Annotated in this window: 15 protein-coding genes; 9 read left to right on the forward strand and 6 right to left on the reverse strand. The window is 58.9% G+C overall.

Annotated elements, in window-relative coordinates; genetic code table 11:
• Positions 1-14: 14 nt before the first annotated feature.
• From D7S44_RS17010 to D7S44_RS17020, 3 genes are read right to left on the reverse strand one after another with little or no spacing between them, the layout of a single operon-like run.
• Positions 15-269 carry a DUF1427 family protein gene (locus D7S44_RS17010; protein WP_120456996.1) on the reverse strand — a complete coding sequence of 85 codons (255 nt, stop codon included), beginning with the start codon at positions 267-269 and terminating at the stop codon, positions 15-17.
• A 2-nt stretch (positions 270-271) separates the two neighbouring features.
• A complete protein-coding gene (locus tag D7S44_RS17015) occupies positions 272-523 on the reverse strand; it encodes a DUF1427 family protein (RefSeq protein WP_120456837.1) in 252 nt (83 codons plus the stop codon).
• Between the two features lie 58 nt (positions 524-581).
• Positions 582-1,274, reverse strand: coding sequence for a hydrolase (locus D7S44_RS17020; RefSeq protein ID WP_120456998.1), 693 nt, complete (start codon positions 1,272-1,274; stop codon positions 582-584).
• A 322-nt stretch (positions 1,275-1,596) separates the two neighbouring features.
• On the opposite strand from D7S44_RS17020, the gene D7S44_RS17025 reads away from it, so the two are divergent.
• Genes D7S44_RS17025 through D7S44_RS17040 form a run of 4 tightly spaced genes read left to right on the forward strand, consistent with a single transcriptional unit; the run spans position 1,597 to position 6,378 of the window.
• Positions 1,597-3,474 carry an amidohydrolase gene (locus D7S44_RS17025; RefSeq protein ID WP_120456838.1) on the forward strand — a complete coding sequence of 626 codons (1,878 nt, stop codon included), beginning with the start codon at positions 1,597-1,599 and terminating at the stop codon, positions 3,472-3,474.
• A gap of 5 nt (positions 3,475-3,479) precedes the next feature.
• A complete protein-coding gene (locus tag D7S44_RS17030; protein WP_120456840.1) occupies positions 3,480-3,902 on the forward strand; it encodes a DoxX family protein in 423 nt (140 codons plus the stop codon).
• Positions 3,889-5,517 (forward strand): MFS transporter, encoded by a 1,629-nt coding sequence (locus D7S44_RS17035; protein ID WP_120456841.1) that lies wholly within the window; start codon positions 3,889-3,891, stop codon positions 5,515-5,517. Before D7S44_RS17030 ends, D7S44_RS17035 begins: the two co-directional genes overlap by 14 nt.
• A 36-nt stretch (positions 5,518-5,553) precedes the next feature.
• Positions 5,554-6,378, forward strand: a complete 825-nt coding sequence (locus D7S44_RS17040; protein WP_120456843.1) for an alpha/beta fold hydrolase — start codon at positions 5,554-5,556, stop codon at positions 6,376-6,378.
• Between the two features lie 224 nt (positions 6,379-6,602).
• On the opposite strand, the gene D7S44_RS17045 is transcribed toward D7S44_RS17040, so the two are convergent.
• The 3 genes from D7S44_RS17045 to D7S44_RS17055 form a co-directional block, all read right to left on the reverse strand.
• A complete protein-coding gene (locus D7S44_RS17045) occupies positions 6,603-6,899 on the reverse strand; it encodes a hypothetical protein (RefSeq protein WP_120456845.1) in 297 nt (98 codons plus the stop codon).
• 82 nt (positions 6,900-6,981) lie between these two features.
• The gene (locus tag D7S44_RS17050) at positions 6,982-7,476 is read right to left on the reverse strand and encodes an Hsp20 family protein (RefSeq protein WP_120456846.1); all 495 of its coding nucleotides are present in this window, start codon (positions 7,474-7,476) and stop codon (positions 6,982-6,984) included.
• Positions 7,477-7,661: 185 nt separating this feature from the next.
• A complete protein-coding gene (locus D7S44_RS17055; protein ID WP_120456848.1) occupies positions 7,662-8,150 on the reverse strand; it encodes a GNAT family N-acetyltransferase in 489 nt (162 codons plus the stop codon).
• 94 nt (positions 8,151-8,244) lie between these two features.
• Here D7S44_RS17055 and D7S44_RS17060 point away from each other — a divergent pair, with 94 nt between their 5' ends.
• The 5 genes from D7S44_RS17060 to D7S44_RS17080 all read left to right on the forward strand — a co-directional run bounded on the left by D7S44_RS17060 (position 8,245) and on the right by D7S44_RS17080 (position 12,569).
• Positions 8,245-9,162, forward strand: a complete 918-nt coding sequence (locus D7S44_RS17060) for a LysR family transcriptional regulator (protein WP_120456850.1) — start codon at positions 8,245-8,247, stop codon at positions 9,160-9,162.
• Between the two features lie 193 nt (positions 9,163-9,355).
• A complete protein-coding gene (locus tag D7S44_RS17065; protein WP_120456852.1) occupies positions 9,356-9,892 on the forward strand; it encodes a carboxymuconolactone decarboxylase family protein in 537 nt (178 codons plus the stop codon).
• Positions 9,893-9,960: 68 nt separating this feature from the next.
• Positions 9,961-10,395: a cupin domain-containing protein gene (locus D7S44_RS17070; RefSeq protein ID WP_120456854.1), complete on the forward strand. Its 435-nt coding sequence runs from the start codon at positions 9,961-9,963 to the stop codon at positions 10,393-10,395.
• Between the two features lie 258 nt (positions 10,396-10,653).
• A complete protein-coding gene (locus D7S44_RS17075) occupies positions 10,654-11,619 on the forward strand; it encodes a LysR family transcriptional regulator (protein WP_120456856.1) in 966 nt (321 codons plus the stop codon).
• 11 nt (positions 11,620-11,630) lie between these two features.
• Positions 11,631-12,569: a GlxA family transcriptional regulator gene (locus D7S44_RS17080; protein ID WP_120456857.1), complete on the forward strand. Its 939-nt coding sequence runs from the start codon at positions 11,631-11,633 to the stop codon at positions 12,567-12,569.
• Positions 12,570-12,618: the final 49 nt, after the last annotated feature.

Consider the following 12,618-nt stretch of genomic DNA (forward strand, 5'->3'; position numbering starts at 1 on the left):
CGTGAGGCGCTTCCTTAGGAGGCTTTGTCACCTGAGGGCGGGGGTGTGTCGCCGATTTTATGTTGATATTCATGGCGAAACCAGCGCAGGTTAACCGGCTGACGGCGACGCACGCTTTTAACCAGCGGAATAAGGTGTTCGCCCACCTGCATGCCAAACAGCCCCAGCAGTGCAACGATTGGCGGCGCTGGTGAATGCACGCCCAGCGCGGCGTAAATCAGACCGGCCAGCATGCCAGCCGCCAGCGAAACAGAATAGGTTTTCAGCATCATCAGTTCGCCTGTTTCGCGGTCAGTGGAGGGGATACCGCGCGTTTATCCGCGGCACCCTGCGTCTGCTCCTTTACCGGAACGACAGCGGATGCCTCGCGGTGAAACAGCCCGCCGCCCAGGGAGCTGCCGACGATCATACCCAGCAGGCCAACCAGCGCGACCGCCGGCGGAGCGGGCGACTGAACCTTGAGCAGCGCGTACACCAGGCCGATTAACACGCCCGCGCCCAGAGAGATCAATAAAGGAGTCACAGGTTTTCCTTTCCAGCATGGCTGGCCGGCCACAGGAACCACCGGCCAGCTGGCGAGATTAACGAACGTTCGCAGGAACCGGCGCCAGCGTACGGTGTTCGCTCTTCTGGCGAGAAGGCGCTTTGTGAACCATGGTGTAGGCGTAATCGACGCCGATGCCGTAAGCGCCTGAGTGCTCTTTCGCAATGTCCATAACGGCGTTATAGGTCTCTTTATGGGCCCAGTCGCGCTGCCATTCCAGCATCACCTGCTGCCAGGTCACCGGGATCACGCCAGCCTGAACCATGCGCTGCATCGCGTAGTCGTGCGCCTCTTTAGTGGTGCCGCCTGATGCGTCAGCCACCATATAGATTTCATAATCGCCTTCCAGCATGGCGCACAGCGCGAAGGAGTTATTGCACACCTCGGTCCAGAGGCCTGAAACCACCACCTTTTTCTTGCCGTTTGCCGCCAGAGCGTCGCGCACTTTCTGATCGTCCCAGGAGTTCATTGAGGTGCGCTCAAGAATGTCCTGGCCCGGGAACACGTCCAGCAGCTCCGGGAAAGTGTTGCCAGAGAAGCTCTCTGTCTCAACGGTAGTCAGTACGGTCGGAATGTTGAAGACTTTCGCCGCTTTCGCCAGCGCCACGACGTTGTTTTTCAGCACCTGGCGATCCATTGACTGAACGCCAAAAGCCATCTGCGGCTGCTGGTCGATAAAGATGATCTGGCAGTTTTGCGGCGTCAGTACTTCAAGTTTGCGATTGGTCATGTCTTTGCCCATTGAGGTTAGTATGGCTACATACCGTGGAAAAATTTAACGGCAGTAAATAACAGTTTTCCTGTTAACCCAGTGGCGTGATGTCGCGCTACCGGTGGGTCACTGTCTGAGCGCAGTGTAAGAACCTTTTCTTTTTCAAACTATTATCCTTAGGTATACCTATACGAACGTATACCTATCCTTTTGTATAACTAGACGCTTTCCAGACCTCCCGATCATAATCCCGCCATCCCAGTCACCTGCACTTACGGCAGGACAATGCGCTGTCCACGGCCGATCTTGCCGCTTCGGACGCCTTCATTCAGGAGTTTCTATGGTTACCCTTGGTAAAGCAGACGTCATTCTCACTAATGGCCGGTTTCATACGGTCGATCGCGGCAACCCAATCGCCGATGCCGTTGCCATCCGCGACGGCAAATTTCTGGAAGTGGGCAGCCTGGCTGACGTCATGCAGCACCACTGCGAAGGCACCAAAGTCATCGACCTGAAGGGCCATACTGCCGTGCCGGGCCTTAACGACTCGCACCTGCACCTGATCCGCGGCGGCCTGAACTACAATCTGGAGCTGCGCTGGGAAGGCGTGCCCTCGGTCGCCGATGCGCTGCGCATGCTGAAAGAGCAGGCGCTACGCACCCCGTCGCCGCAGTGGGTGCGCGTGGTGGGCGGCTGGACCGAGTTTCAGTTCGCCGAGCGCCGCATGCCGACGCTGGACGAGATCAACGAAGCCGCGCCGGATACCCCGGTGTTCGTCCTCCACCTCTATGACCGCGCCCTGCTCAACCGCGCCGCGCTGAAAGTGGTGGGTTACACCCGAGATACGCCGAACCCGCCGGGCGGCGAAATTCAGCGCGACAGCAACGGCAACCCGACCGGCATGCTGATCGCGCGTCCTAACGCCATGATCCTTTACGCCACGCTGGCGAAAGGGCCGAAGCTGCCGCTGGAGCAGCAGGTCAACTCCACCCGCCAGTTTATGCGCGAGCTGAACCGTCTCGGCCTCACCAGCGCCATCGACGCGGGCGGCGGCTTTCAAAACTACCCGGAAGACTATGAGGTCATCGCCGAACTGCATGAGAAGAAGCAGATGACGATCCGCATCGCCTATAACCTCTTTACTCAGCGGCCGGGACACGAGCTGGAAGATTTTGAAAAGTGGACCGATATGCTGACGCCGGGCCAGGGCAGCGACTACTTCCGCCACAACGGCGCGGGAGAGATGCTGGTCTTCTCCGCTGCCGACTTTGAAGATTTCCTCGAGCCGCGTCCCGATCTGGCGCCGGGCATGGAGGATGAGCTGGAGCGCGTGGTGCGCCATCTGGTGGAGCATCGCTGGCCGTTCCGCCTGCACGCTACCTATGACGAATCGATCGACCGCATGCTCAACGTATTTGAAAAGGTTAACCGCGAGATCCCGTTCAACGGCCTGCACTGGTTCTTCGACCATGCGGAGACCGTCACCCAGCGCAATATCGACCGTATCAAAGAGCTGGGCGGCGGCATTGCGGTGCAGCACCGCATGGCATTCCAGGGCGAATATTTTGCCGAGCGTTACGGTATTGAAGCGACCCGCCATACGCCGCCGGTGGCGCGTATGCTGGAGACCGGCGTACCGGTTGGCCTGGGCACCGACGCCACGCGCGTCGCCAGCTATAACCCCTGGACCGCGCTCTACTGGCTGGTCTCCGGCCGTACCGTCGGCGGCATGCAGATGTATGACGTCAACGCGCGTCTCGATCGCGATACCGCGCTGATGTTGTGGACGCAGGGCAGCGCCTGGTTCTCCAGCGAGCAGGGTAAAAAAGGTCAAATCAAAGCGGGCCAGCTGGCTGATATGGTGGTGCTGAGCAAAGACTACTTCAGCGTGCCGGAAGAGGAGATCAAAGGCATCGAGTCGGTGCTGACCCTGGTGGACGGCAACATCGTCTACGCCGCCGGCGCGTTTAACAGTGAAGCGCCGCCCTCTATTCCGGTTCTGCCGGAGTGGTCGCCGGTCGTCAAGGTGCCGGGTCACTACCGCAGCGCGCCGCCGACCGCAGCAACTCGCGTAGGGATGCAGCAGATGCCTCATCAGTGCAGTGGTCCGTGCGGCGTGCACAGCCACTCGCATGATATCGCGCGCGGCGCCAGCCTGCCGGTGTCCGAGGAGAACGCCTTCTGGGGCGCGCTCGGCTGCAGCTGCTTCGCGTTTTAATCGCCATGACGACGCGATTTTCTCAGCCGCCCCGCATTAATGCGGGGCTGTTCTTCCTGCGCCTGACCGGCTGCCTGCTGTTGCTCTACGTGCATGGCCTGCCGAAGGTGTTTCACTTCAGTGAAGAACTGACGCGGATCGAGGATCCCTTTGGCCTCGGTCCTTATATGAGCCTGATCCCGGCTATATTTGCCGAAGTTATCTGCCCGATTTTTATCCTGTTCGGCCTGTTTACCCGGCTCGCCTGCCTGCCGATTATCGGCGTGCTGCTGGTCGCCATGACCGTTGTCCACCCCGGCTGGAGCATTGCCGAAGGCCAGTTTGGCTGGCTGCTACTGATTATCTTTACCACGCTGGCCATTACCGGTCCGGGTCAGTGGCGCATCGGCTCCGACGCGCGCAGAGAGGTACGCTATGGCGCAGGTTAACGATATCAATGCCGTCACCCCGGACGAGGCGATCGCGCCCGTCCCGACGGCCGCATCGCCCTGGCAGCCGCTGCGCCAGCCTCTGTTCCGCATGCTGTGGATAGCGACGGTCGTCTCCAATATTGGCTCCTGGATGAACGACGTCGGCGTCAACTGGACCATGCTGACGCTCAGCGCCGATCCGCTGAACGTGGCGCTGGTGCAGGCGGCCAGCAGCCTGCCGATGTTCCTGTTCGCGCTGCCCTCCGGCGTGCTGGCGGATATTATCGATCGCCGCAAATACCTGCTCTTTTCGCAGCTGTGGGTGTTTATTGCCGCAACCGGTCTGACTTTACTCTCTTTCACCGGGCACGTTACGCCGCTGGTGTTGCTGATTGCCGCCTTTCTGATGAGCGCTGGCGCAGCAATGAGTTCGCCGCCCTTTCAGGCCATCGTGCCGGATCTGGTCAGCAAAGAGGAGCTGGGTCCCGCTATCGCGCTGAACTCGCTCGGCATCAACATCAGCCGCGCCATCGGCCCGGCGCTCGGCGGTCTGATTCTGTCGTTCGCGGGGCCGTGGATGGTCTTTATGCTAAACGCCCTCTCCGTGCTCGGCGTGGCCTGGGTGCTCTACCGCTGGAAAGAAGCGCCCAGCGTGCAACGGCTGCCGCCGGAGCACTTCTTTTCGGCGGTGCGCGCGGGTCTGCGTTATGTGCACGCCGCGCCGGTGCTGCGCAACGTGCTGGTGCGTACCGTCGCCTTCTTTGTCTTTGGTAGCGCTGGCTGGGCCCTGCTGCCGCTGGTGGCGCGTCGCGAGCTGGGGCTGGGCCCGGGTGGTTACGGCATTATGCTCGCCTGTATCGGCGTAGGCGCCATCAGCGGCGCGGTGCTGCTGCCGCGGCTGCGTAAACGGTTCAATCCCGATCGGCTGATGGTGCTGGCGAGCCTGATGTTTGCCGCGACCATGCTGGCGCTCGCCTTTATCAGGCACTTCTGGCTGCTGAACGCCTTTGAGTTTTTTACCGGCTTTGCGTGGATCGCCGTGCTCTCGACGCTGAACCTGGGTGCACAGCGCAGCGCTGCCCGCTGGGTTAAAGCGCGCGCGCTGGCGGTCTATCTCACCGTTTTCTTCGGCTCGATGACGCTGGGCAGCGCCGTCTGGGGGCAGCTCGCGTCCCGCTACGGTATCCCGGTCTCGCTCTGCGTCGCCACGCTGGGTATGGCGCTAGCCAGCCTTACCGTGCTGCGCTGGCGTCTTGATAAAGATCCCGACCTCAACCTTGATGTCAGCGAAATCAGCGAGCCGGTTCCGGCGCTCGATATTCATCACGATCGCGGACCGGTGCGGGTGAGCTACGAGTATCAGATCCGCCAGGCCGACGCGCACGCCTTTACCCTCTGCATGCAGGATATGAGACGTGTCCGTCGGCGCGGCGGCGCCATCAACTGGGCGGTCTATGAAGATATCCTTCAGCCGGGCCTTTTCGTTGAGACCTTTGTGGTGGGTTCCTGGATGGAGCATCTGCGCCAGCTTGAGCGCTACACCATGAACGACCAGAAAATTCAAAACCGCGTTTATGCATTCCATCAGGCCGAACAGATGCCGGTTGCGCGTTATCTGGTTGCGCCTGAATAACAGCTGCTTTTCATTCAACATCACAAGGAAAAGACAATGAGCACGATTAACACTGCTGACGGTACGCAAATCTATTTTAAAGACTGGGGCAACGGGAAGCCCGTTCTGTTCAGCCACGGCTGGCCGCTGGACGCTGATATGTGGGACAACCAGCTGAACCTGCTGGCGGAAAACGGCTACCGCGTCATCGCGTTCGATCGTCGTGGTTTCGGCCGCTCCGATCAGCCGTGGACCGGCTATGACTACGATACGTTCGCATCCGATATCAACGATCTGATTACCCATCTCGACCTGCAGAACGTCACGCTGGTGGGTTTCTCCATGGGCGGCGGCGACGTGACGCGCTACATCAACAACTACGGCTCGGCGCGCGTAGATGGCCTGGTGCTGCTGGGCGCGGTCACCCCAGCTTTCGGCAAAAGGGAAGATTTCCCGCAGGGCGTGGATCAGTCGGTATTCGACGGCATTCTGGCCGGGCTGCGCAACGATCGCGCGCAGTTTATCAGCGACTTCGCCGTTCCTTTTTATGGCACCAATGCCGGACAGACCGTCTCTGAAGGCGTGCTGACGCAGACCCTGAATATCGCGCTGCTGGCGTCGCTCAAGGGTACGCTGGAGTGCGTTAAGGCGTTTTCCACCACCGATTTCCGTCCCGATATGGCGAAAATCGACGTGCCTACGCTGGTTATTCACGGCAGCAACGACCAGGTGGTGCCGTTCGAAACCACCGGCAAGCTGGCCGCAGAGATGATTGAAGGCGCGCAGCTGAAGGTGTACGACAATGCGCCGCACGGCTTTGCGGTAACGCATACCGAGCAGCTGAACACCGATCTGCTGGCGTTCCTCAAGACCCTTTCATAACGCGTTCCATTTCCACGCCGACAACAACAGCCATACGTCGCCGTATGGCTGTTTTAAAACGTCGCTGAATACGTCACTGCTAAAAACATCTCATTTATTGATATCTTTCAGGGCAAACGCCGTCATCACCAGCAGCGTTGACGTAAATGAAGCGTTTACCAGTAAGGCGGTCAGCATCTTTTTTCCCCTCTTTCCACTGTTGAGTTAAAAGCGCGTAGTAAATTTTAAAGCGCTGCCGCAAAAGACGCCTGACCAGCTTCTTTCTCTATCAGCCGCATCAGAAGCGAGATCCGGCGATCGGTCCGTTCAGGGGTATCCGGCGGCAGATGATATTGCAGGCTATAGAGTTTCCCTTTCTCGTTGAAAAAATCGACGGCGATAACCGGCATAATGCCGCCTGGCACTCGGCGGTAATTGACCTGGAGCCGTGAATTACCCAGTTTCATCCTGACCGCCATCACGCTCTCATCCGCTACTGACGGGTAAAGCCGCCGGTCTGCCGGTACGATAATGCTGTTCATGACAGTCCTCCTGATTTCCAGATGCATGTATAGCGGGAGGATGCCGATAGCGGCACCCTCCACCGATGGTCAGGCTGATGGCTTAAGCCTGATGTTCAATTACATCCGACGCATGGTGCGCAATGGGTATGCGGCGCGGTTTCTCGCTTTCCGGGATCTCCAGATGCAGGCCAACGCTGAGCAGCCCGTCCTGCAGTCTCGCCTCCGTCACCTTCATATGCTCCGGCACGCTGTAGCTCAGACGGAAATCGGTGCGGCTGATGCCGCGGTGCAGCCAGCTTCCATCGCTGCGATCGCTGTCAGATGACGCCTCGTTTTCGGTACGCTCCTCTTTTCGACCGGTCACCGTCAGGCGACCGCCCGCCACTTCGATTTCCAGCTCGCTCTCTTTCCAGCCGGGCACGCTGAGGGTGAGCGTATAGCGCTCGTCGTCGAGCTGTTTGAGGTTATAAGGGGGCGCGACGGCAACAGGCGTATCGCCGGTCAGCTGGCTAAAAAGGCGGTCAATGCGGCTGAAGCGATCGGAAAAAAGCGAATCGCTGATTAAAGGAAACACCGGGAAATTACGTAAAGACATAGTGATAACCTCCTGAATTAGTCGTTCATTCAAAAGCTCATCGGGAACAGGCGTCTCCCCTGTCCAGTGACAGTTATAGATGCATCCGGAGAGTTTTCAAGCCTCGCCGTGGCGATTTTTTTTATGCGGTAAAAACAACGCGCGCTTCACGGCCGCAAGCATCAGGCCGTGCGCAAACAGGCTGTTCAGGAGGCGTCGCGGGCGGCGAACTTCTGCAGCGCGGGGCCGTCCAGCCGGTAGCGAACCCACTCGCTCAGGGGCAGCGCATCGATGCTGTGGTAAAACTCTTTGGCGCAGTTATCCCACTCGAGGACGTTCCATTCAATACGGCTGCACTGCCGACTGACCGCCAGTTGCGCGATATATTGCAGCATCGCCTTGCCCGCGCCTCGCCCGCGATAGTCGGGGGTAAAATATAAATCTTCCATATTCAGGCTGCGGCGGCCTAACCATGCCGCATGGCTCATCGAAATGACTGAATAGCCAGCGATTATCCCGTCAATTTCACAAATACAGGCTTCAGCCGTGGTTTCTGGTGAAAACAGCGACTTTCGCACCTCTTCGATATCGGGAACAGACTCCAGCGGCGCGTCCCGGTAAACGGCTAAACCGTTGATCATATTATAAATAGCGTCAGCATCTTCCAGGCGGGCCGGTCGGATCATAACACTCATAAACTTTCCCTTAACCAAACAGTTTGATGCCGGTAAGGATAATCGGTATCTTTCAATGAATTAAGTGCAATAAAATCAATTACAGGTGAATTTCATGCATCATGTGCTGCGGCGGCTCGATCTGAACCTGCTCCCTGTTTTCGATGCGGTCTACCGGCATCGTTCCGTCCGGCTGGCAGCAGCTGAACTCTCTATGAGCACCTCTGCGCTGAGCCATGCCTTAACCCGGCTGCGTGAATTTCTTAAAGATCCGCTCTTCTATCGCGAAGGGCATAAAATGTGTCCCAGCGTTTACGCCTCCCAGCTGGCGCCTTATATCGCGGCGTCCTTATCCGCTCTGAATCAGCACCTTAATCCGGTGCAGCCGTTCGATCCTCTGAAGAGCAAAGAGGCGTTTCGTCTTGCCGTAACCGACTACACCGCTTTCAGCGTCTTTCCTGGGTTGATGAACAGCGTGCAGAGAACGGCGCCGGGCATTGATTTTGAGCTTTGCTATTTGCCTCATAAACCGGCGCTGAATGAATTACTGGCGGGAGAAGTGGATTTGGCGCTAAGTTTCAGCGAACCGGATGAGGTCATACACCCGGATCTGGAGGAGATCGATCTCTTCAGCGACGAATTTGTCGTGCTCAGCCATAGCGCACGATCGAGCCTGACGCTGGAGGAGTATCTCGCCGCCGGGCATCTGGTGGTGACCCCCTGGAACGAAAAGAAGGGATTGCTGGATACCCACCTTGCGCGTCTCGGACTGGCGCGCCGTATCACGCTAAAAACGCCTTCGATGCTGAGCTCGCCGTTTATCGTGGCGGAGAGCGAACTGCTTATGGCGATCCCCTCTTCCGTTGCGAACCGTCTGCAACCGCTCGCCAGCGTGAAGATCTTCCGCCTGCCTTTCGCCGTGCCCCGCTTCACCGTAAAAATCTACTCTCATAAGCGAAGCGGGAAAAAATCCTCTACGCAATGGCTTAAAACCACCATCTGCCAGAGTATTCAGCAAAAAAACGGCCAGTAGCGGCAGAAGGCTTACCCACGCGCCGCTACTCTGATTCGCCGCTGATTTTACCTCGACGAGAGAAAGTGCTGTTCTCCAGGGTCGCTTTTTCTCTTTTTGCCGCCGCAGTACTGTGCTCCTGAATTCAGCGCGCCGGAGCGAGCAACTCCTCTCTGACGCCTGCCTTTTTTCTCAATGAATACAGGAGTCTTTTATGAGCCGTTTAGCGAGCATTACTGAAAACGAAGCCGCGGGCAAAGCCGCCCAGTTGTTCAGCGCCATCAAAAGCAGCATGGGCAAAGTGCCGAACGCTTATCTGACCATCGGCGGCAATTCGCCGGAGGTTCTCGGCCAGATGCTGCAGCTCAACGCCACGCTGCACAAGGGCAGCCTGAGCGCGCGGGAACTGGAAGCGATTAACCTGGCGATAAGCGAAGAGTCAGGCTGTGATTACTGTCTGGCCGCGCACACGCTGATGGCGAAGAAAGCGGGCTACAGCGATGAGCAGGCGAAGGAACTGCGTGAGGCTCGCTTTAGCGAAGACGCGCGTATCAACGCGCTGGTGCAGTTTGTTCAGTATGTTGTCTCTTCGCGCGGCACCGTTCCGGCCGAGCGCGTTGAGGCTTTTCGCCAGGCGGGCTTCACCGTTCGGCAGGTGGTGGAAACCCTCGGCGCCGTCAGCGCCATCCTGTTTACCAATATGGTTAACCGGGTAAACGATACGGTAGTCGATTTTCCCAACGTGAACTGATCGCGCCAGGCGGCCGACGCGATCCGCAGGCCGCCTGAGCTGACCTACTCTTTTTAAGGAGAGCCGCCATGGCCGAATTGTCATCACAAAAATCCGCACGCTTCAGACCCGCCGAGATCGCCGCACAACTGCCCGCGACGGCGACTACCCTGCTGGCGGATATCTATCTGACCGATCGACCTGAGGCCAGCAGCCGCGTATTTCGCGCCTACCGGGGCGTTCCTCCCCACTATCATCGCGAGTGTGATGAATATCTGTATGTGCTCTCAGGCAGAGGCACATTCTGGATGGAAGATGCGGCGACCGAAGCTGAGTTCGGCCCCGGCGATATGCTCTTTTTTGAGCGCAACGTCGTGCACGCCCTGCCCGTGCTGCTGGAAGAGCCCGTGATCTTTCTTACGCTGGACACGCCGCGCCGCTCGCCCGACGACGTGGTGTTTATCGATTCGAGTTCCGACAGCGCCGCGACCTTTATGGCGCGATCCGCAGCGCACCACCGCTGAGCCTGGGCGCGCTGCCGCATGATGTCAGTAGCGCGCCTGCGCGCTTTCTGTTACAAAAACAGCCAGATGACAGGCAGAACGCTGTCTGTCGCGCCTTTTGCGCATCCCGCATTCACCCGCCGCTTTCTGATCTCTTCAGCGCGAGGTCGCCCCACCCGCCGACGCGCCGGGCTTATTGCAGGCTGCCTCAAGGCGCATCAATCAATGACCGCGAAGCCTGAGCGGCGATTCAGGTAAATCTTCTCCAGGGAAGCCTGCATGATACGTCTTGAAGATGTCACGTTGTTCGTCCGTTCTGCCGCACTTGGCAGCTTTTCCAGCGCGGCCCGCGAGGCCGATATCCTTCCCGGCCAGGTCAGCGCCGCGGTCAACCGTCTGGAGCGCGACCTGAACAAACGCCTGTTTGCGCGATCCACCCGCAGCCTGCGCCTCACCGCCGACGGTGAAGCCTGGCTCCCCTACGCTCAGGAGATGCTGGCGATTCTGCAGGCTGGCACCGAACAGCTGCAGGGCAGCGAAGATGAAATGCAGGGCGAGCTGAAAATAGCCGTTCCCTCTGATATCGGGCGCAACGTCGTTCTGCCGGTTATCACCGCCTTTTGCGAAAAGCATCCCAAAATATCGCTGCGCATTTCCCTCTCCGATCACGTCAGCGACGTCTTTCGCGATCCGGTGGACGTGGCCATTCGCTACGGCGTGCTGGAAAACAGCAGCTATGTCGCCCTGCCGCTGGCGGAAGATAACCGTCGCGTGCTGGCCGCGTCGCCCGCCTATCTGCAAAAACATGGCCGGCCGCAGCAGCTTGAAGATTTGCTGCGCCATCACTGCCTGCTCTATACCCTGAATGGACACGTGTATGACAAATGGTCCTTTCCGGAAAATGGCGTCAGGCGGCAGCTGACGGTAAGCAGCCGCATGCTGTGCGATGACGCCGACGTGGCGCGCCGCTGGGCGGTCGCAGGCATGGGAATTACCTATAAATCCTGGATCGACGTCAGCGCGGACGTGCTGGCAGGCAGGCTTGAGATAGTGCTGCCGGAACGGCCCGGCGAGGCGGTGCCGCTCAACCTTATCTGCCCGCATCGCAAGCAGTTTTCCCCGGCGATCCGCGAACTGCACCGGTTGCTGCGCGAACAGCTCAAGTCGATTACGGCGCTGATGCATACTCACCCCGTTTTCGGACATGGCGAAGCGGCCCTGCTGTCGGCGAATCAACGCATATAGAGGATAAAAGGATGCATCGGGTAGGCTTACTGATTTCTGATTACTTTCAGGTTTTAGGGCTCTCCACGCTGAGTATTTTTGAGTTCGCCAACCAGGTAGCTGGCGAGCCGTTTTATGCCTGTACGGTCTATTCAGAACGGGGCGGCCCGGTTAAATCCTCATACGGCTTTGGGGTCGACAGCCAGCGGCTGGATGCCGACGCGCAGATCGACACCTGGCTGGTTGCCGGGGTGCTGACGCCGCTGGAGCTGCCCGCAACGGCAGGCGTGGTCGACTTTTTACAGACGCACGCCCTGAAAGCGCGACGCGTGGCGGGCATCTGCACCGGCGCGTTCGTGCTGGGCCAGGCCGGGCTGCTGTCGGAACGCCGCGCCACGACCCACTGGGTGCATGCGCAGAGCCTGAAGGCTTTGCATCCCACCACGCGGGTGGAGGAGGATCGCATATTCATTATCGACGAGCATGTCTGGACCTCCGCCGGGCTTACGGCCGGGCTGGATATGGCGCTCGGCATGGTGGAGAAAGATCTGGGCGCGGAGGTGGCGCGCAGCGTGGCGCACCTGCTGGTGATGCACCACCGCCGCTCAGGCGGCCAGACGCAGCACTCGGAAATGCTGATGCTGTCGCCGCGCAGCGATCGCCTGCAGTCTGCGCTGGAATATGCCCGTAAAAACCTCAGCAAATCCCTCAGTATTGAAGAGCTGGCCGATGCGGTGCACGTCAGCGCCCGTCAGCTCAGCCGCCTTTTTCGCTCCGAAACCGGTAAGTCGCCTGCTAAAGCGATTGAAGGCCTGCGGCTCGAAAACGCCAGGCTGTTGATTGAACAGAGTCGGCTGTCGATGGAGGTTATCGCGCGTGAATCGGGCTTCCGCGACCGCCGTCATATGCGGGAAGTGTTTATCCGCGGCTATGGTATTCCTCCGCAGGCGCTGCGTACCGGCAAAGCCTGATCGCTTCTCCCCCTCCGTTTTCCGCTTCTCTTTCTTCCGCATGATGGCC

Source organism: Pantoea piersonii, assembly GCF_003612015.1.
GTDB classification, from domain to species: domain Bacteria; phylum Pseudomonadota; class Gammaproteobacteria; order Enterobacterales; family Enterobacteriaceae; genus Pantoea; species Pantoea piersonii.

Bases quoted from the DNA above. Each gene is read 5' to 3' on its own strand.
- D7S44_RS17010 (WP_120456996.1), bottom strand. From the start codon at position 269: ATGCTGAAAACCTATTCTGTTTCGCTGGCGGCTGGCATGCTGGCCGGT.
- D7S44_RS17020 (WP_120456998.1), bottom strand. From the start codon at position 1,274: ATGACCAATCGCAAACTTGAAGTACTGACGCCGCAAAACTGCCAGATC.
- D7S44_RS17025 (WP_120456838.1), top strand. From the start codon at position 1,597: ATGGTTACCCTTGGTAAAGCAGACGTCATTCTCACTAATGGCCGGTTT.
- D7S44_RS17030 (WP_120456840.1), top strand. From the start codon at position 3,480: ATGACGACGCGATTTTCTCAGCCGCCCCGCATTAATGCGGGGCTGTTC.
- D7S44_RS17035 (WP_120456841.1), top strand. From the start codon at position 3,889: ATGGCGCAGGTTAACGATATCAATGCCGTCACCCCGGACGAGGCGATC.
- D7S44_RS17040 (WP_120456843.1), top strand. From the start codon at position 5,554: ATGAGCACGATTAACACTGCTGACGGTACGCAAATCTATTTTAAAGAC.
- D7S44_RS17045 (WP_120456845.1), bottom strand. From the start codon at position 6,899: ATGAACAGCATTATCGTACCGGCAGACCGGCGGCTTTACCCGTCAGTA.
- D7S44_RS17050 (WP_120456846.1), bottom strand. From the start codon at position 7,476: ATGTCTTTACGTAATTTCCCGGTGTTTCCTTTAATCAGCGATTCGCTT.
- D7S44_RS17055 (WP_120456848.1), bottom strand. From the start codon at position 8,150: ATGAGTGTTATGATCCGACCGGCCCGCCTGGAAGATGCTGACGCTATT.
- D7S44_RS17060 (WP_120456850.1), top strand. From the start codon at position 8,245: ATGCATCATGTGCTGCGGCGGCTCGATCTGAACCTGCTCCCTGTTTTC.
- D7S44_RS17065 (WP_120456852.1), top strand. From the start codon at position 9,356: ATGAGCCGTTTAGCGAGCATTACTGAAAACGAAGCCGCGGGCAAAGCC.
- D7S44_RS17070 (WP_120456854.1), top strand. From the start codon at position 9,961: ATGGCCGAATTGTCATCACAAAAATCCGCACGCTTCAGACCCGCCGAG.
- D7S44_RS17075 (WP_120456856.1), top strand. From the start codon at position 10,654: ATGATACGTCTTGAAGATGTCACGTTGTTCGTCCGTTCTGCCGCACTT.
- D7S44_RS17080 (WP_120456857.1), top strand. From the start codon at position 11,631: ATGCATCGGGTAGGCTTACTGATTTCTGATTACTTTCAGGTTTTAGGG.